General features: G+C 70.3%; 7 protein-coding genes and 5 pseudogenes. 5 read left to right on the top strand and 7 right to left on the bottom strand.

The features are described 5' to 3' along the window. Positions 1–392 precede the first annotated feature (392 nt). The 3 genes and pseudogenes from ACQHII_RS44615 to ACQHII_RS44605 all read left to right on the top strand — a co-directional run. Positions 393–1,493 (top strand): annotated as a pseudogene (locus ACQHII_RS44615) (ABC transporter ATP-binding protein); the annotation flags it as partial. A 354-nt stretch (positions 1,494–1,847) separates the two neighbouring features. Further along, positions 1,848–4,178 (top strand): heavy metal translocating P-type ATPase, encoded by a 2,331-nt coding sequence (locus tag ACQHII_RS44610; RefSeq protein WP_427924636.1) that lies wholly within the window; start codon positions 1,848–1,850, stop codon positions 4,176–4,178. A 111-nt stretch (positions 4,179–4,289) separates the two neighbouring features. Further along, the gene (locus ACQHII_RS44605; protein ID WP_427924635.1) at positions 4,290–4,418 is read left to right on the top strand and encodes a hypothetical protein; all 129 of its coding nucleotides are present in this window, start codon (positions 4,290–4,292) and stop codon (positions 4,416–4,418) included. Positions 4,419–4,489: 71 nt separating this feature from the next. Here the strand turns inward: ACQHII_RS44605 and ACQHII_RS44600 are convergent, their stop codons facing one another. Further along, entirely contained in the window at positions 4,490–6,004 is a 1,515-nt protein-coding gene (locus tag ACQHII_RS44600; protein WP_427924634.1) for a pyridoxal phosphate-dependent decarboxylase family protein, read from the bottom strand. A gap of 131 nt (positions 6,005–6,135) precedes the next feature. Next, a pseudogene (gap, locus tag ACQHII_RS44595) lies at positions 6,136–7,164 on the bottom strand (type I glyceraldehyde-3-phosphate dehydrogenase). Between the two features lie 406 nt (positions 7,165–7,570). On the opposite strand from gap, the gene adhE reads away from it, so the two are divergent. Next, positions 7,571–10,348 (top strand): bifunctional acetaldehyde-CoA/alcohol dehydrogenase, encoded by a 2,778-nt coding sequence (gene adhE / locus ACQHII_RS44590; RefSeq protein ID WP_427924633.1) that lies wholly within the window; start codon positions 7,571–7,573, stop codon positions 10,346–10,348. A 494-nt stretch (positions 10,349–10,842) separates the two neighbouring features. Here the strand turns inward: adhE and ACQHII_RS44585 are convergent, their stop codons facing one another. From ACQHII_RS44585 to ACQHII_RS44575, 3 genes and pseudogenes are all read right to left on the bottom strand, one after another. Continuing rightward, a complete protein-coding gene (locus ACQHII_RS44585) occupies positions 10,843–11,013 on the bottom strand; it encodes a hypothetical protein (RefSeq protein ID WP_427924632.1) in 171 nt (56 codons plus the stop codon). A 39-nt stretch (positions 11,014–11,052) separates the two neighbouring features. Then, a pseudogene (locus tag ACQHII_RS44580) lies at positions 11,053–11,148 on the bottom strand (hypothetical protein); the annotation flags it as partial. Positions 11,149–11,296: 148 nt separating this feature from the next. Beyond that, positions 11,297–11,812, bottom strand: coding sequence for a DUF2231 domain-containing protein (locus ACQHII_RS44575; RefSeq protein ID WP_427924631.1), 516 nt, complete (start codon positions 11,810–11,812; stop codon positions 11,297–11,299). Positions 11,813–12,312: 500 nt separating this feature from the next. Here ACQHII_RS44575 and ACQHII_RS44570 point away from each other — a divergent pair. Then, positions 12,313–13,255 (top strand): annotated as a pseudogene (locus ACQHII_RS44570) (DUF5655 domain-containing protein). A gap of 93 nt (positions 13,256–13,348) precedes the next feature. Here the strand turns inward: ACQHII_RS44570 and ACQHII_RS44565 are convergent. Then, positions 13,349–13,690: a hypothetical protein gene (locus ACQHII_RS44565; protein WP_427924630.1), complete on the bottom strand. Its 342-nt coding sequence runs from the start codon at positions 13,688–13,690 to the stop codon at positions 13,349–13,351. Continuing rightward, a pseudogene (locus tag ACQHII_RS44560) lies at positions 13,687–14,253 on the bottom strand (IS5/IS1182 family transposase); the annotation flags it as partial. The gene ACQHII_RS44565 and the pseudogene ACQHII_RS44560, both read right to left, overlap by 4 nt. Positions 14,254–14,289: the final 36 nt, after the last annotated feature.

Genomic DNA, 14,289 nt, shown 5'->3' with positions numbered 1-14,289 from the left:
GCTACCAACTCACACTCGCGGCCGAAGTGGCGCACGACACCAGAGCGTCCCGGACGGCCATGGGCAAGAGGTCCTCCGCCGCTCGCCGCCCGGGTCTGCGGCCATCCGAGCCGCATGTTGCGGCCGTTCCTGCGGGCTCCTGTCTACAGGGCGGCCGCCGTGGCCGGCACCGGCGGCCCAGACAGGTTCACCTGGCCCGTGGGGCGAGCGGGCCTCATCAGAAACCGGAAACGTGTCCCCCTCTTCCCGGCCCGTCAGCCCCGGCCATGTGCGGCACTCGGTGGTCCCCGAGGGGCCGACCGGCTCAGGAGAGGGGTCGTCCGGGTCCTGCCATCGCGCCGACTCCCGTTCCAGGGTGGGTCTGGGGAGACCGTTTCCAGGAGGAGGAGATCATGGCGTCCGTCACGTTCGACAACGCGACCCGGTGCTTCGCGGGCATGGACCGTCCGGCCGTCAGCGGACTGGATCTGGAGATAGCCGACGGCGAGTTCATGGTCCTGGTGGGACCCTCCGGCTGCGGCAAGTCGACCAGCCTGCGCATGCTCGCCGGACTTGAGGAGGTCGACGCCGGTTCGATCCGTATCGGCGACCGGGATGTGACCCATCTGCCGCCCAAGGACCGCGACATCGCGATGGTGTTCCAGAACTACGCGCTGTACCCGCACATGACGACGGCGGCCAACATGGGCTTCGCCCTGAAGATCGCGCACATGCCCAAACCCCATGTCAGGCAGCGGGTTGAGGAGGCCGCGGCCATCCTGGACCTGGAGGAGTACCTCGACCGCAAGCCCAAGTCCCTCTCCGGTGGGCAGCGGCAGCGGGTCGCGATGGGGCGTGCCATCGTCCGTGAACCCCAGGTGTTCCTGATGGACGAACCGCTGTCGAATCTGGATGCCAAGCTGCGCGTGCAGACCCGCACCCAGATCGCCGTCCTGCAACGCCGTCTGGGCACCACCACCGTGTACGTCACCCACGACCAGGTCGAGGCCATGACCATGGGTGACCGCCTCGCCGTCATGAAGGACGGCGTGCTGCAGCAGGTGGGCACGCCCAAGGAGGTCTTCGCGCGCCCCGCCAACACGTTCGTCGCCGGCTTCATCGGCTCTCCCTCGATGAACCTCTTCACGGTGCCGCTCACCGTGGACGGGGCTCAACTGGGCGGCCTGGCCGTGCCGTTGACCCGCGCCACGCTGAACGCCGCCTCCGCCGAGGGCGGCACCGGGATCACGCTCGGCGTCCGGCCCGAACATCTCCGGGTGCTCCCCTCCGACGACCTGGGGACGCCGGGACTGGATCTGGTGATCGACGCGGTCGAGGACACCGGAGCCGTCGCCTACCTCCACGCGACGGCGAAGCTCGGCCAGGACCTCGTCCCGGTCGTCGTCCGGCTTCCCGGACGCCCCACCCAGAGCAAGGGAGCCCAGCTCCGCGTCGCGGTGCGCGACGACGCCGTGCACTGCTTCTCGGCCATGACCGGCCGGCGCATTGCCACGGACACGGAATCGGTCCGGGCGGACGCGGGCGCCGCCGAACGGACGGACTCGGCGGAGGCACCGAGCCCACAGGACGTGGTCACCGATCACCCGGCCGCATAGCCCGCGGACAGATGCTTCGGCCGAGCCACCGAAGGGCCGGACGGACCCCTGGGTTGGGACCGTCCGGCCCTCGCGTCGGTGGTCGTTCGGCAACGACCCTGGAAGAACCGGCGTGGGGGAACGCGCGCGCCCGAGCGGTCCCCTCGGGGCACGTCGGCATCGGAGGTGCGCCGTGAACGGCCCTGTCGTCGTCGGTCTCGACACCCGGCAAGAAGGGCACCGAAGCACCCGGACCTGTCGAGTGAGGCTTCGATGAAGCGCCTGATTCCCACGAAACCGCGGCTCCGCCCCTTCGCGGCACTGCTCCTGCCGCCCGCGCTGGAGCCGGTTCTCCTGGCCGTGACGGCCGCCGCCGTGACGGTCGGTGGCGTCTTCTGGCTCATGGGTGCGTCCGGCTCCGCCCAGCTGTGCTGGGGCCTGGGCACCGTCGCGGCCGTCGTACCCGCCGTGGGCTGGGTGCTGGAAGCGCTGCGACGCGGTGCCGCGGGAGTGGACCTGATCGCCGTGCTGGCACTGGGCGGCACCCTGGCGGTCGGCGAGTATCTGGCCGGTGCCTTGATCGCGCTGATGCTCGCCACCGGCCGCACGCTGGAGGCCAGGGCGCAGCGCCGGGCCTCCCACGATCTGCGCGCCCTGCTGGAACACGCGCCACGCACCGCCCGGCGCCGCACCGGCGGCGAGGTGCTCACGGTGCCGTCGGCCGAGGTGCGTGTCGAGGACCTGCTCGTCGTCGGGCCAGGGGAGGTCGTCCCCGTCGACGGGCGCGTGGTGGGAGCGACCGCCGTGCTCGACGAGTCCGTGCTCACCGGAGAGTCCCGGACGGTCGAGAGGGCGCCGGGCGAGCCGGTGCGCAGCGGGGTGGTCAACGCCGGCGGCGCCTTCGAAGTGCGGGCCACGGCGACCGAGCAGGACAGCGCCTACGCGCAGATCGTGCGGCTGGCCCGGCAGGCCGGAGCGGAGTCCGCTCCCGTGGTTCGGCTGGCCGACCGCATCGCGGCCTGGTTCCTGCCGCTGGCCCTCACCGCGGCCGGGCTGGCCTGGCTGTTCAGCGGTTCCGCCGTACGGGCGGTGGCCGTTCTGGTCGTGGCCACGCCGTGCCCGCTGCTGCTGGCGGCGCCCGTGGCCATCGTGTCCGGCCTGTCCCGGGCCTCCCGGCTGGGCGTGGTGATCCGCGACGGCGGCGCGCTGGAGAACCTGGGTCGGGCCCGCACCCTGCTGCTCGACAAGACCGGCACCCTCACCGGTGGCCGTCCGCGCGTCCTCGACGTGGTCGCCGCGCCGGGCCGGCGACCGGCGGAGGTGCTGCGGCTGGCCGCCTCGCTCGACCAGTACTCCCCGCACGTCCTGGCGCACACACTCGTCGAGGCCGCCCGCGAGCGCGGGCTGGTGACCGCCGTGCCCCGGGACGTGTCCGAGGAGGCAGGCCGGGGTGTCTCCGGCGTCGTGGAGGGACAGCGGATGACCGTCGGTCGTCTCGACGCCGCCGTCAAGAAGCCGCCCTGGGCACGCTCGGTCGACAACCGTGCCCTGCTGGACGGGGCGGCCGTCGCCTGGCTCACCGTCGACGGCACCCTGGCGGGCGCCGTCCTGCTGCGGGATCCGCTGCGCCACGACGCGCCTCGTACCCTGCGCCGACTGCGGGCGGCCGGCATCGACCGGATCGTGATGCTCACCGGGGACCGCGCCGAACCCGCCCACGAGATCGCGGCCGTCCTCGGTCTGGACGACGTGCGGGCCGAACTGGCGCCCGCCGACAAGGTGGCCGCCGTACGGGCGGAGCGCGCTCGTGCGGTCACCGTGATGGTGGGCGACGGCGTGAACGACGCCCCGGCGCTCGCCGCCGCCGACGTCGGGGTGGCCATGGGCGCGCGCGGCTCCACTGCCTCCTCGGAGGCCGCCGACATCGTCCTGACCACTGATCGGGTGGACCGTCTGGCCGATGTCGCCGCCATCGCGGTGCGTGCCCGGCGCATCGCCGTGCAGAGCGCGCTCTCCGGCATGCTGATGTCCCTCGCCGCCATGGTGGCAGCCGCCTTCGGCCTGCTGCCGCCGGCCGTGGGCGCGCTGCTCCAAGAAGGCATCGACGTCGCGGTCATCCTCAACGCGCTGCGCGCCCTGCGCGTCGACCGGGCGGCGCGGCCGGTCCTCGAACCGGCCACCGAGGCGCTCATCCACCGCTTCGCCGCCGAGCACGACGACCTGCGGGACGTCGTCGAAGCCGTGCGCGACGCCGCCGACCGCCTCTCCGACGGCACCGGGCCCGAGGCGCTCACAGCGGTCCGCCAGGTGCACCGGCTGCTCACCGAACGGCTGCTGCCGCACGAGTACGCCGAGGAACACCAGCTCTACCCCGCGCTCGCGCCCCCGCTCGGCGGCCCCGAGGCGACCGCCACGATGAGCCGCGCCCATGCCGAGATCGAACGGCTCGCCCGCCGCATCGCCACCCACCTCGACCTCGCCGCCGACGGTGGACCGACACCGGCACAGCTGGGCGACCTGCGCGCCTGCCTCTACGGGCTGCACACCGTGCTGCGCCTGCACTTCACGCAGGAGGAGGAGAACTACTTCTCCTTGGCCCCGTGAGCCGTCGTGGGCACCCGGCCCCGGGCGACGGACTGGGCCGGTCTGCCGTGCACCGGCCGTGCGGTCCCTGTCGCGGGCCCGAGGGCAGGACAAGGATCGGGATGGACTCTCTTGTCCAAGAACGGCGACCTGACCGGGATCCTGAGGGACCTCGTCGTCCTCTCGCTCTTCGCGGCGGCGCTCATCGGCATCGCAGCCGTGGTCCTGCGCCGCCGTCTGAGCACCGGCGCTGGGACGTGACGCGGTGCCGGTTCCCCGGGGGCAACAGGTACACGCCGTGCCCGCGACGGTGCTCGGCCGGCTCGAACCGTCTACCGCGCCGTGCGGCCGGGCACGAGTGGACCGAGCTCCTCTGCGGCGATGAGGACTTCCCGGAGGAGGGTGTCGAGGTCGGCCGTGGTGGTGAGGTGGTTGCAGATGCACGCGCGGAGGACGGTCTCACCCCGGTGTTCGACGGTGGCGAGGTAGGCATGGCCGCGTTGTTGGAGCCTGGTGGCGACCGCGGCGTGGAAGGCGGAGGCGGTGCCGTCCTCGGGGGTGGCGAGCCGGAAGCAGACCACCGGCAGGGGGCCGCTGGTGCACAGCTGGAGCTCGGGGTGGGCATGGATGCGGTTCCGGAGATGGCGGGCGAGGTCCTGGTAGTGCGTGAGGAGAGCGGTGACCCCGGAGCGGCCCAGGTGGCGGAGGGTGGCCCAGAGTGTGAGGGCGCGGGTGCCGGGGCGGGTGAGTTCGATCGTGTACTCGGACAGCCAGGGCCATTCCTGGTCGCCGTCGAGGTAGGACGCGCGGAAGGCGAAGGCTGCGCGCAGCGCCTCGGGATCGGTGACCAGGGCGGCGCCGCAGCCGACGGGAACGGACAGGGCCTTGTGCGGGTCGATGGTGAGGGAGTCCAGCTCGGCGATGCCCTGGTAGGCGGCGGCCAGTTCGGGCAGGAGCGCGCCGAGCCCGCCCCACGCGCCGTCGGCGTGGTGCCACATGCCGTGCTCCCGGCACAGGTCGGTGATGGGCGCGGGGGTGTCGATGGCGCCGCTCGCGGTGGTGCCCAGGTTGGAGACCACGCAGAACGGGAGCAGCCCGGCCGCGCGGTCGCGGTCGACGGCGGCGCGCAGCGCGGCCAGGTCCATGCGGCGGTCGTAGGTGGTGGGCACGGAGCGCAGTCGCCAGGCGGGCAGCCCGATGACGGCGGCGGCCTTCGCCACCGACATGTGTGCCTGGTCGCTGTGGTAGGCGACGAGGCGTGCGTGGGCCTGGTCGTACGCCAGCCCGTCGGTGGCCCCGAGCCGTTGCAGGAACCACTGCCGGGCGGTGGCCAGGCACAGCAGGTTCGCCATCGATCCACCGCTGGTCAACACCCCGCCGGCGGTGGCCGAAAGGCCCGCCAACACGGCCAGGTCGCGTACCACCCCGCGTTCGAGGTCCATCAGGGCGTGCTCGCCCATCCCGCAGGTGGCGTTGACAGCGCAGGCCAGCAGCTCCGCGATCACCCCGGGCTGGGACGGAGGCGAGTTGATCCAGGCGAAGAACGCCGGATGCCCGTTCCCGGTCGGGTAGGGAGCGACGGACTCCCTCACGAAGTCCAGCAGTCCGGCCAGGTCCTGGCCGTCGTCGGGCAGTGAACCGGCGGCCAGGGCTCTTCTGTGCGCCTCCGGCATGGGCCGCGTGACCGGCTGCTCCGGCAGCTGCTCGAGGTAGTCCGCCACCCACTCGGCCGCCCTTGCCAGTTCGTCCCGGAACACCTTCGGGTGCACGGACAGCGGGGCGGTGTCGGCGCCGGTCTCCGACCGGAGTCCGGGGGACGACAAGGAGGGCTCGAACTGCGACAACACCGGGGGCGCTACCTTCCCTGAGGGCTGACTCGGCCGGACGGCCAAGCTCTCAACGACCCATCGGAAAGGCGGTAACGATCTCCAGGAGCGAACCGTTCACGGCCCCGCCGTCGCGCCCGAGTCTTCGCCCGTCAGAGTCGCGGGAGCGTGGCGGCGACGTACTCGGTGAGGTCCAGCAGGCGGTTGGTGTAACCCCATTCGTTGTCGTACCAGCCGAAGACCTTGACCAGTTCGCCGTGTGCCTGGGTCAGCGGGGCGTCCAGGACGCAGGAGGCGGGATCGCCGACGACGTCCCGGGAGACGATCGGGGCGTCGGACACCCGCAGCACGCCCTTCAGAGGTCCGTCGGCGGCCTCCCGGAACGCGGCGTTGACCTCCTCGGCCGTCACGGGACGGTCGAGGATCAGGCTCAGGTCCGTCAGCGAGCCGTCCTCGACGGGCACCCGTACGGCGATGCCGTCCAGGGTGCCGGCGAGTTCGGGCAGGACCAGGCCGACGGCACGGGCGGCCCCGGTGCTGGTGGGGATGATGTTGACGGCGGCGCTGCGGCCGCGCCGCGGGTCCTTGTGCGGGCCGTCCAGGACGACCTGGTCGTTGGTGTAGCCGTGGATGGTGGTCATCACGCCCTTGACGATGCCGAAGTGCTCGTCGAGCACCTTCACCATGGGTGCCACGCAGTTGGTGGTGCACGAGGCGTTGGAGACGACGTGATGGCTGTCCGGATCGTAGGTGCCCTCGTTGACGCCCATCACGATCGTGGCGTCGACGTCCTTGCCGGGCACGGACAGCAGCACCTTGCGGGCGCCCGCCCTCAGGTGCAGGCCGGCCTGTTCGCGGGTGCGGAAGCGGCCGGTGGACTCGATGACGACGTCCACGCCGAGGTCGCTCCAGGCAAGCGCGGCCGGGTCGCGTTCGGCGCTCACGGCGATGCGGTGGCCGTCGACGGTGAACGAGGTCTCGTCGTGCTCGACGGTGCGGCCGAGGCGGCCGTAGGTGGAGTCCTAGGTGAGCAGGTGGGCCAGTGCCGCCGGTGAGGCGATGTCGTTGACCGCCACCACGTCGACCGGCGTGCCCGCCGCCGTTTCGGCGCGCTCCAGCACGCAGCGCAGGTAGTTGCGTCCGATCCGGCCGAAGCCGTTGATGCCCACGCGCACGGTCATGTCCCTCGCCCTCCCGATGGATGCCCGGCGATGTCCCAGGTGTGCCACCAGCCTGCTGGCAGGAGAGGGAGATGGGCTTGGGCCGCACGGGGACCGGATGAGGGACGTTCGACCCAGTCCGCCCGTGGAGTTGGGCCGGCTTCCCGGACAGTCCCTGTCCAACCCACTCTCCGCCGTCTGCGGGCACATTTCCTTCCCCGGCGACCGGCATCCGGTGTCAGAGAGGTCTCCCGGCCCGAAGGCACGGGGCCGGTCAGCCCCTCGACGGGACCAACGGGACCTGGAACCACAGGTTTTCGCGGAGGGACGCTGCTGGTGGAGGCGGTACCGATCCCCCGCGGTGCCGCCTCCACCCCGCGCCGCCGGCCGTGCGGCGTCATCTCTCGACGCTGGAGGCACTCCTTCCATGACCCGCCACGACGACCGCACCGCGACCGCTGTCCCCGCCGAGGCGCCGTCGAGCACCGCCATCGCCGTGGACCGGCTGGTGAGGAACGGGCTCAAGGCACTTGCCGACTACGAGAGCCTCGACCAGGAGCAGGTCGACCACATCGTGAACAAGGCGTCGGTCGCCGCCCTGGACCAGCACACCGCGCTGGCCCGCCTCGCGGTCGAGGAGACCGGGCGGGGGGTCTTCGAGGACAAGGCCGCCAAGAACATGTTCGCCTGCGAGCACGTCACGCACAGCATGGGCACGATGAAGACCGTGGGTGTCATCGCCCGCGACGACATCGACGACATGATCGAGGTGGCCGAACCGGTCGGCGTGATGTGCGCGATCACACCGGTCACCAATCCGACCTCCACCACGATCTTCAAGGCGCTGATGGCGCTCAAGACCCGTAACCCGGTCGTGTTCGCCTTCCACCCCTCCGCCCAGCGCTGTAGCGCGGAGGCCGCCCGCGTGGTGCGCGACGCGGCCGTCGCCGCCGGCGCGCCCGAGCACTGCGTCCAGTGGATCGAGACACCGTCCGTCGAGGCCACCGGCACGCTCATGCGTCACCCGGGCGTCTCCCTGATCCTCGCGACCGGCGGCAACGCCATGGTCAAGGCTGCCTACTCGGCCGGAAAGCCCGCCCTTGGGGTGGGCGCCGGCAACGTTCCCGCCTACGTCCACAGGAGCGCCAAGCTGCGCCGGGCCGTCAACGACCTGGTGCTGTCCAAGTCGTTCGACAACGGCATGATCTGCGCCTCCGAGCAGGCCGTCATCCTCGACGACGAGATCTACGACGCCGCCCTGACCGAGTTCGCCACCCTGCACGCCCATCTGGCGAACGCCGAGGAGAAGACGAAGCTGGAGAGGTTCCTCTTCCCCTTGGATCAGAAGGCGGGGGCCGGATGCGAACCCAAGATCAACGCGGCGGCCGTCGGACAGAGCCCGGCGTGGATCGCCGAGCAGGCCGGCTTCACCGTGCCCGCCGAAACCTCGCTCATCCTCGTCGAGACCGGCCGGGTCGGACCCGACGAACCGCTGACCCGCGAGAAGCTCTGCCCCGTCCTCGCCGTACTGCGCGCCGGCTCCGAGCGGCAGGGCTTCGACCTGGCCGCCGACATGGTCGCCTTCCACGGACAGGGCCACAGCTCCGTCATCCACACCGAGGACGCCGCGCTGGCGGAGGAGTTCGGCAAGCGCATGAAGACCGTCCGCGTCATCGTCAACGCGCCGTCCTCGCAGGGCGCCATCGGCGGCATCTACAACAGCCTGCTGCCCTCGCTCACCCTGGGCTGCGGCTCCTGGGGCAGCACCTCGGTGTCCAACAACGTCTCCGCCGCCCAGCTGCTCAACGTCAAACGCGTCTCGACGCGCCGCAACAACCTCCAGTGGTTCAAGGTCCCGCCGAAGATCTACTTCGAGCCGCAGTCCATCCGCTACCTCGCCTCCATGCCGGACGTCCACCGCGTCACCGTCGTCACCGATGCGACCATGACCCGCCTCGGCTTCGTCGACCGGATCGAGCACGTGCTGCGCCGCCGCCGGGAACCGGTCACCATCCAGGTCATCGACAACGTCGAACCCGAGCCGAGCATCGACTCCGTCCGCCGCGGGGCCCGCCTCATGGGCGACTTCCGCCCCGACACCATCATCGCCCTGGGCGGCGGCTCCCCCATGGACGCGGCCAAGGTGATGTGGCTGCTCTACGAGCAGCAGGCCGAGGGCAAGGACATCGACTTCGCCGACATGCGCCACAAGTTCTCCGACATCCGCAAGCGCGCCTTCCGCTTCCCCGTCCTCGGCAAACTCGCCCGGCTGGTGTGCATCCCCACCACGTCGGGCACCGGCGCCGAGGTCACCCCCTTCGCCGTCATCTCCGACCCTGCGACCGGCAAGAAGTACCCGCTGGCCGACTACGCCCTCACCCCCAGCGTCGCCATCGTCGACCCCCTCCTGACCACCGAACTGCCCCCGGCCCTGGCCGCCGACAGCGGCTTCGACGCCCTCACCCACGCCATCGAGGCGTACGTCTCCGTCTACGCCAACGACTTCACCGACGGCCTCGCTCTCCAAGCGATCCGGCTGATCTTCGACAACATCGAAGCCGCGGTCAACGACCGCACCGCCCGACCCGACGCACAGGAGAAGATGCACAACGCCGGCACGATCGCCGGCATGGCCTTCGGCAACGCCTTCCTCGGCATCGTCCACGCCATGTCCCACACCCTCGGTGCCACCTTCCACCTCGCACACGGCCGCACCAACGCCGTCCTGCTGCCCCACGTCATCCGCTACAACGGCACCGTCCCCACCAAGCTCACCGGCTGGCCCAAGTACGAGAACTACCGCGCCCCGCAACGCTTCCAGGACATCGCCCGCACCATCGGCCTGCCCGCCGCCACCCCGGCCGAGGGCGTCGAGTCGCTGGCCGCGGCGGTGGAACACCTCCGCACCGCGGTCGGCATCGAACCGACCTTCAAGGCCCTCGATGTCGACGAGCACGCGTTCCTGGAGGCACTGCCCCAGCAGGCGCTGAACGCCTACGAGGACCAGTGCGCACCCGCCAACCCGAGGATGCCCATGCTCGACGACATGCAGCACCTCATGCGGGCCGCCTACTACGGCGACGAGGGCGAACGCCCGGACCGCTGGCAGCGTCGAGCACACGGTGAAGATCTCCGCGTCCAACCCGAGGCCGATCCAAAGGTCTTGTGCCTTGCTCGGGACCAACGGGCTCTGACTCAAGGCTGAACGGCCTCTGACGAAGCGACCTGCTTACGACGACCCTAAGAGAGGGACAGGGAGGAACAGTCCACACTCCCGCAAGGACTGCTCGCCGAATCCTCCCACCCGAGGGGCGACTGCGAAATGTCCCTCCCGGTCCTTGTGGCATCGCCGAGGGGGGACCTCCGCCACAAGGACCGGTCAGTCCGTTCGAGATCTCGTGACGACTGGAATCAGATACCGGCAGACGGCTCCCTGCGCAGCACGGGGGCGTCGTTGACGCCGCCCCCGGTCATGGCGATGACCGACCTCGGGCACGCAACGCGTCGGCGATGCGGAGTTTGGCTTCTGGTGTGCTGCGGGCGAAGGGCACTTCGCCCGCAGCACACCAGGAGTTGATCCAGTTCTCGTTCGGGGAGCCGGTCGAGTTCGGTGGTTGACGATGCGCGGCTTGTCGTCGCCGATGCCGGCCTGATGGGCACGGGCGGTCGCGGCTGCGACCCGGGGTCGCGGAGGATCGCTCACGGCGACCGGGCCGAGCAGGCACAGTCCACGCGTTCGACCTCCTCCCGTACTGCCGGGACCGGTGCCCCGGTGGGCAGTTGACAGACGGCGACGGCCAGGACGCGCAGCCCGGCCTCCGCGTAGTCGTCCATGGCCCAGGTCACGACAGCGCGGTCGTCGTTCGTCAACGGAGGTGCGCTGCCGGAATGTTGGAGGTGGGTACACCTGGGGAGCACCGCTTCGGGGGCGCCTTTGGCGTGAACCGTAAGGACTGTCCCGCCGACCTCGGACCGCTGCTCGTCCACGGTGGTCATGAGCTTGATCCGTGAGTCGATCCCCTTTCGCCTCGGCCGTGGCCCTCCCGGGCAGTTCGGCGTTGGTGCACACCGCGGCTGATCGGACTACCAGGTCGGTTTGCGGTGTCGATACCGTGCGTGCGGAGGAACCGGGTCCTCACGCCGGCGCGTCCCGTCAGCCGCCGTTCTGCGTGACCGTCTTGGAGTAGTTGTCTTGCCAGGCGGCCTTGGCGCCCGAGTCGCCGATCCGGTACAAGTCCACAGTGGCGCCGACCGCGACAGCGATGGACAGGGTCACGACCACGCCCCGAATCAGTACCGAGGGCGCCCATGAAGCACTCGGCACGCCTTCCTTGGCCGGTGATGAGCGGCGGGTCGTCCACCAGACGACGACCGAGATCACGAAGAGTCCGAGAGCCCACGGGAGCAGACCGTCACCGAGTTCGGCGTGCTTGCGCACCAACGGGTCGCTGCCGACGTGCTGTTCCAGCCACTCCCCCGCATGTGTGGCCACCGGAACGCTGGCCAACGTGACGAGCGCGAGGATCGGCAGCAGCAGGCCGAGCCGCCGGGCACCTGCGGGCCATGCCGCGCACACTACGAGTGCCAGGGCGCTCAGGGGTACGAGCACGATGACGAAGTGCACGAAGAGGACATGTGCGGGTAGTCCATTGATGACAGTGAGGCTCATGGGGACTTTCTCCATTGAGGGTTGGCCGGAAGGTGGGCGCTCCGGGGCCTCAGCACTTTTTCACAGGGACTTCTCAGTCACCTCTGAGCTTCATCCGAATCGCTGCCCCCGTGGCTCCCAGGGGCGGGCGGTCTCGGTATGGGCCCGGCTGCGGTACGGGGGTGCCGAGCCGGTAGCAGCGGGCGAACGCCGTGGTGGAAGCTGAGCGGAAGATGTCCGGCCCAGCATCGAGCCCCCAGCGGAACCGTCCTCTCAGAGCATTGGCTCGCGAATGCGTCGGCCTGGTCCGTCGCGCACCAGGGCCTCGCGTTCCCCTTCAAGGTTTTCGAGGCGATGCGCGACCACAACGTGCCTTTCATCCCTACGGTGTCGGCGATCTGCCGGACCGACGGACCCTCACCGCATTCAGCAGCGAGACAGATGACTCCTCCCCGGCTGGAATACCCCCGCGCACGCGTTCCGATTGCTCCTTTTGCGCCGATCGTGAGAGGGGGACGCTGGTGAGCGAACTGATGCTGTTCCGGCGGGACGCCGATGGCCGGGACGTCGAGCTTCGGGGCTCGACGGTAGCGCTGGAGGTGGAACTGCAGCGTCGGTAAAGGCGGGCATGGAGCTGCTGCTGGGCATCCGGTTGCTGGCATCGGAGTACCCGACCGGACCGTGACACCGGGGGCGCATCGACACGCTGGGGGTCCGACGAGAACAACATCCCGGTCGTGATCGAGTTCAAGAAGGGGGCCGACGTCGGCGTTCTGTCCCAGTCGGTTTCCTACATGGCGCGGCTGGACTCGGCGCATCACGAGTTCGAGGCGCTGGTCACGGAGAAGCTGGGCACCGAGGCTGCCGAGTCGATCGACTGGCGGAACCTGCCGATGGTCTGCGCACGGCGGCCGACGTCTCGCACCACGACCGGTTCGCCGTAAAGCGTCCGCACGAACGCATCGGCCTGGTTCGCTACCGCAGCTTCGAGGGTGGGTTGTTGGGACTGCTGCTCGTCGAATCCGCACCGGGCACTCCCCGTCCCGCTCCGACTCGACGCGAGCGACGGGAGAGGGCCGAGGCCGATGACGACGGAGGCAGGAAGCCGTCGACGCCGACGGCACCGGACATCGTTCCCGACTCTCTGAAAGACCTGTACGGCGAGTTGGTTAAAGCTCTCACGCCTGGGGTGAGGTCGAAGTGGCTCCGCTCCCGCACTGCATCGCCTGCCGGCGCATGCTGAACCTCGCCCCGCTGATCTTCCGCCCGAAGCAGGAGGTCATCCTGGTCCACCCCCGAATCGACGCGGACACGGTCGAGTTGGAGGAGAACTTCTCTCGTGACATGCGCGGCATCGGCCACCTCGGGACGGGTGACTTGGAAGTGCGCATCTCCTCGGCAGCCGACTTGGCGACGACACATCGGCACGCGACGGCAGCTGACGCGCAGCCGCCAGGCGGCTGAGGAGGTTAGCGCACCTGCGCTGCAACCACGCCTTCGCCGGGCTCGCATCCAGACTCCGCGTGGGTCTGCCCCCAGCCGTGCCGCCGCGCGAAGTCAAAAACCAAGCTCCGGAGGAACGTCCGACCGCAGGAGGCGGACTCGCGCGGCCGGTATGCGGCCGGGCAGGTAGGCGAATCCGTTGCCGTTGTCGCGGAGCAACCCTTCATCGACGCCGTCCACGGACCAGAGATCAACCGGCCCGCCGGTGTTGTTGATCTGAAGGAAGAACGCTGCTTCCTCCTCGCCCCGGCAGACGAAGATCCCCTCCACCTCGGGGTGGCGGCTGCCGGCGATTCCCCGTGCGGCGCTCATCCGGGCCCAATCCAGGCCATGCCGGGCGATCGACTGCCGATTGAGCACGGACGAAACGTGGAAAAGGCTCGGCGTATCAATCACGCCAGGAGTATACGAGGCGGTGAGGCTTCCTCCTCAGGTTGCGCGGTCGGCTCCAGGGTGCGGACGGCCGTGACGAGGTCGGTGATGCGGGTAGGTGCTGGAGCGCAGCTTCCGCAGCAGGCGCCAGGAGTTGAGGTGGCCATGACCTGTTCGCCGAGTGTGCGGATCTTCGCGTGGGCGCGGTAGACGGCCTTCTTCCCGGCGGAGAGCTCCGGTGTTGAAGGTGTCGAGCAGGCCGTGGGAGCGAGCTGCCTGATGTCGTGGACCGCGCCCGCCAGGGCCGGTGGAGCCCGGATGAGCTTCCCGAACAGGTCGGTGAGTGCTTGGACGTTCATGCGGTGTTTGCGGTGCTTGCCGGAGCAGAAGGGGTCGTCGGCCGCGATGCGGTCGACGGGCAGCAGGCTTGCGTCCAGGATCACGAACGCCTCGCATACGGCAACGGCCATGGCCTGCTGCAGGGTGGGAACGAGGACGGCCAGGACGTTCACGGCCTCGGTGACGTAGCGGTGGGCGGCGACCAGGTCGACGCCGAACCCGACCGCGAGTTGAGCGAAGGTACGACCGCAGGACGCTTTCCGGGAGAGGACGCAGCGGTGTCC

Source organism: Streptomyces sp. cg40 (assembly GCF_050320165.1).
Classification (GTDB): domain Bacteria; phylum Actinomycetota; class Actinomycetes; order Streptomycetales; family Streptomycetaceae; genus Streptomyces; species Streptomyces hokutonensis.
The sequence above is the reverse complement of the archived record's forward strand: the minus strand, read 5'-3'. Positions and strand labels throughout refer to the sequence as shown.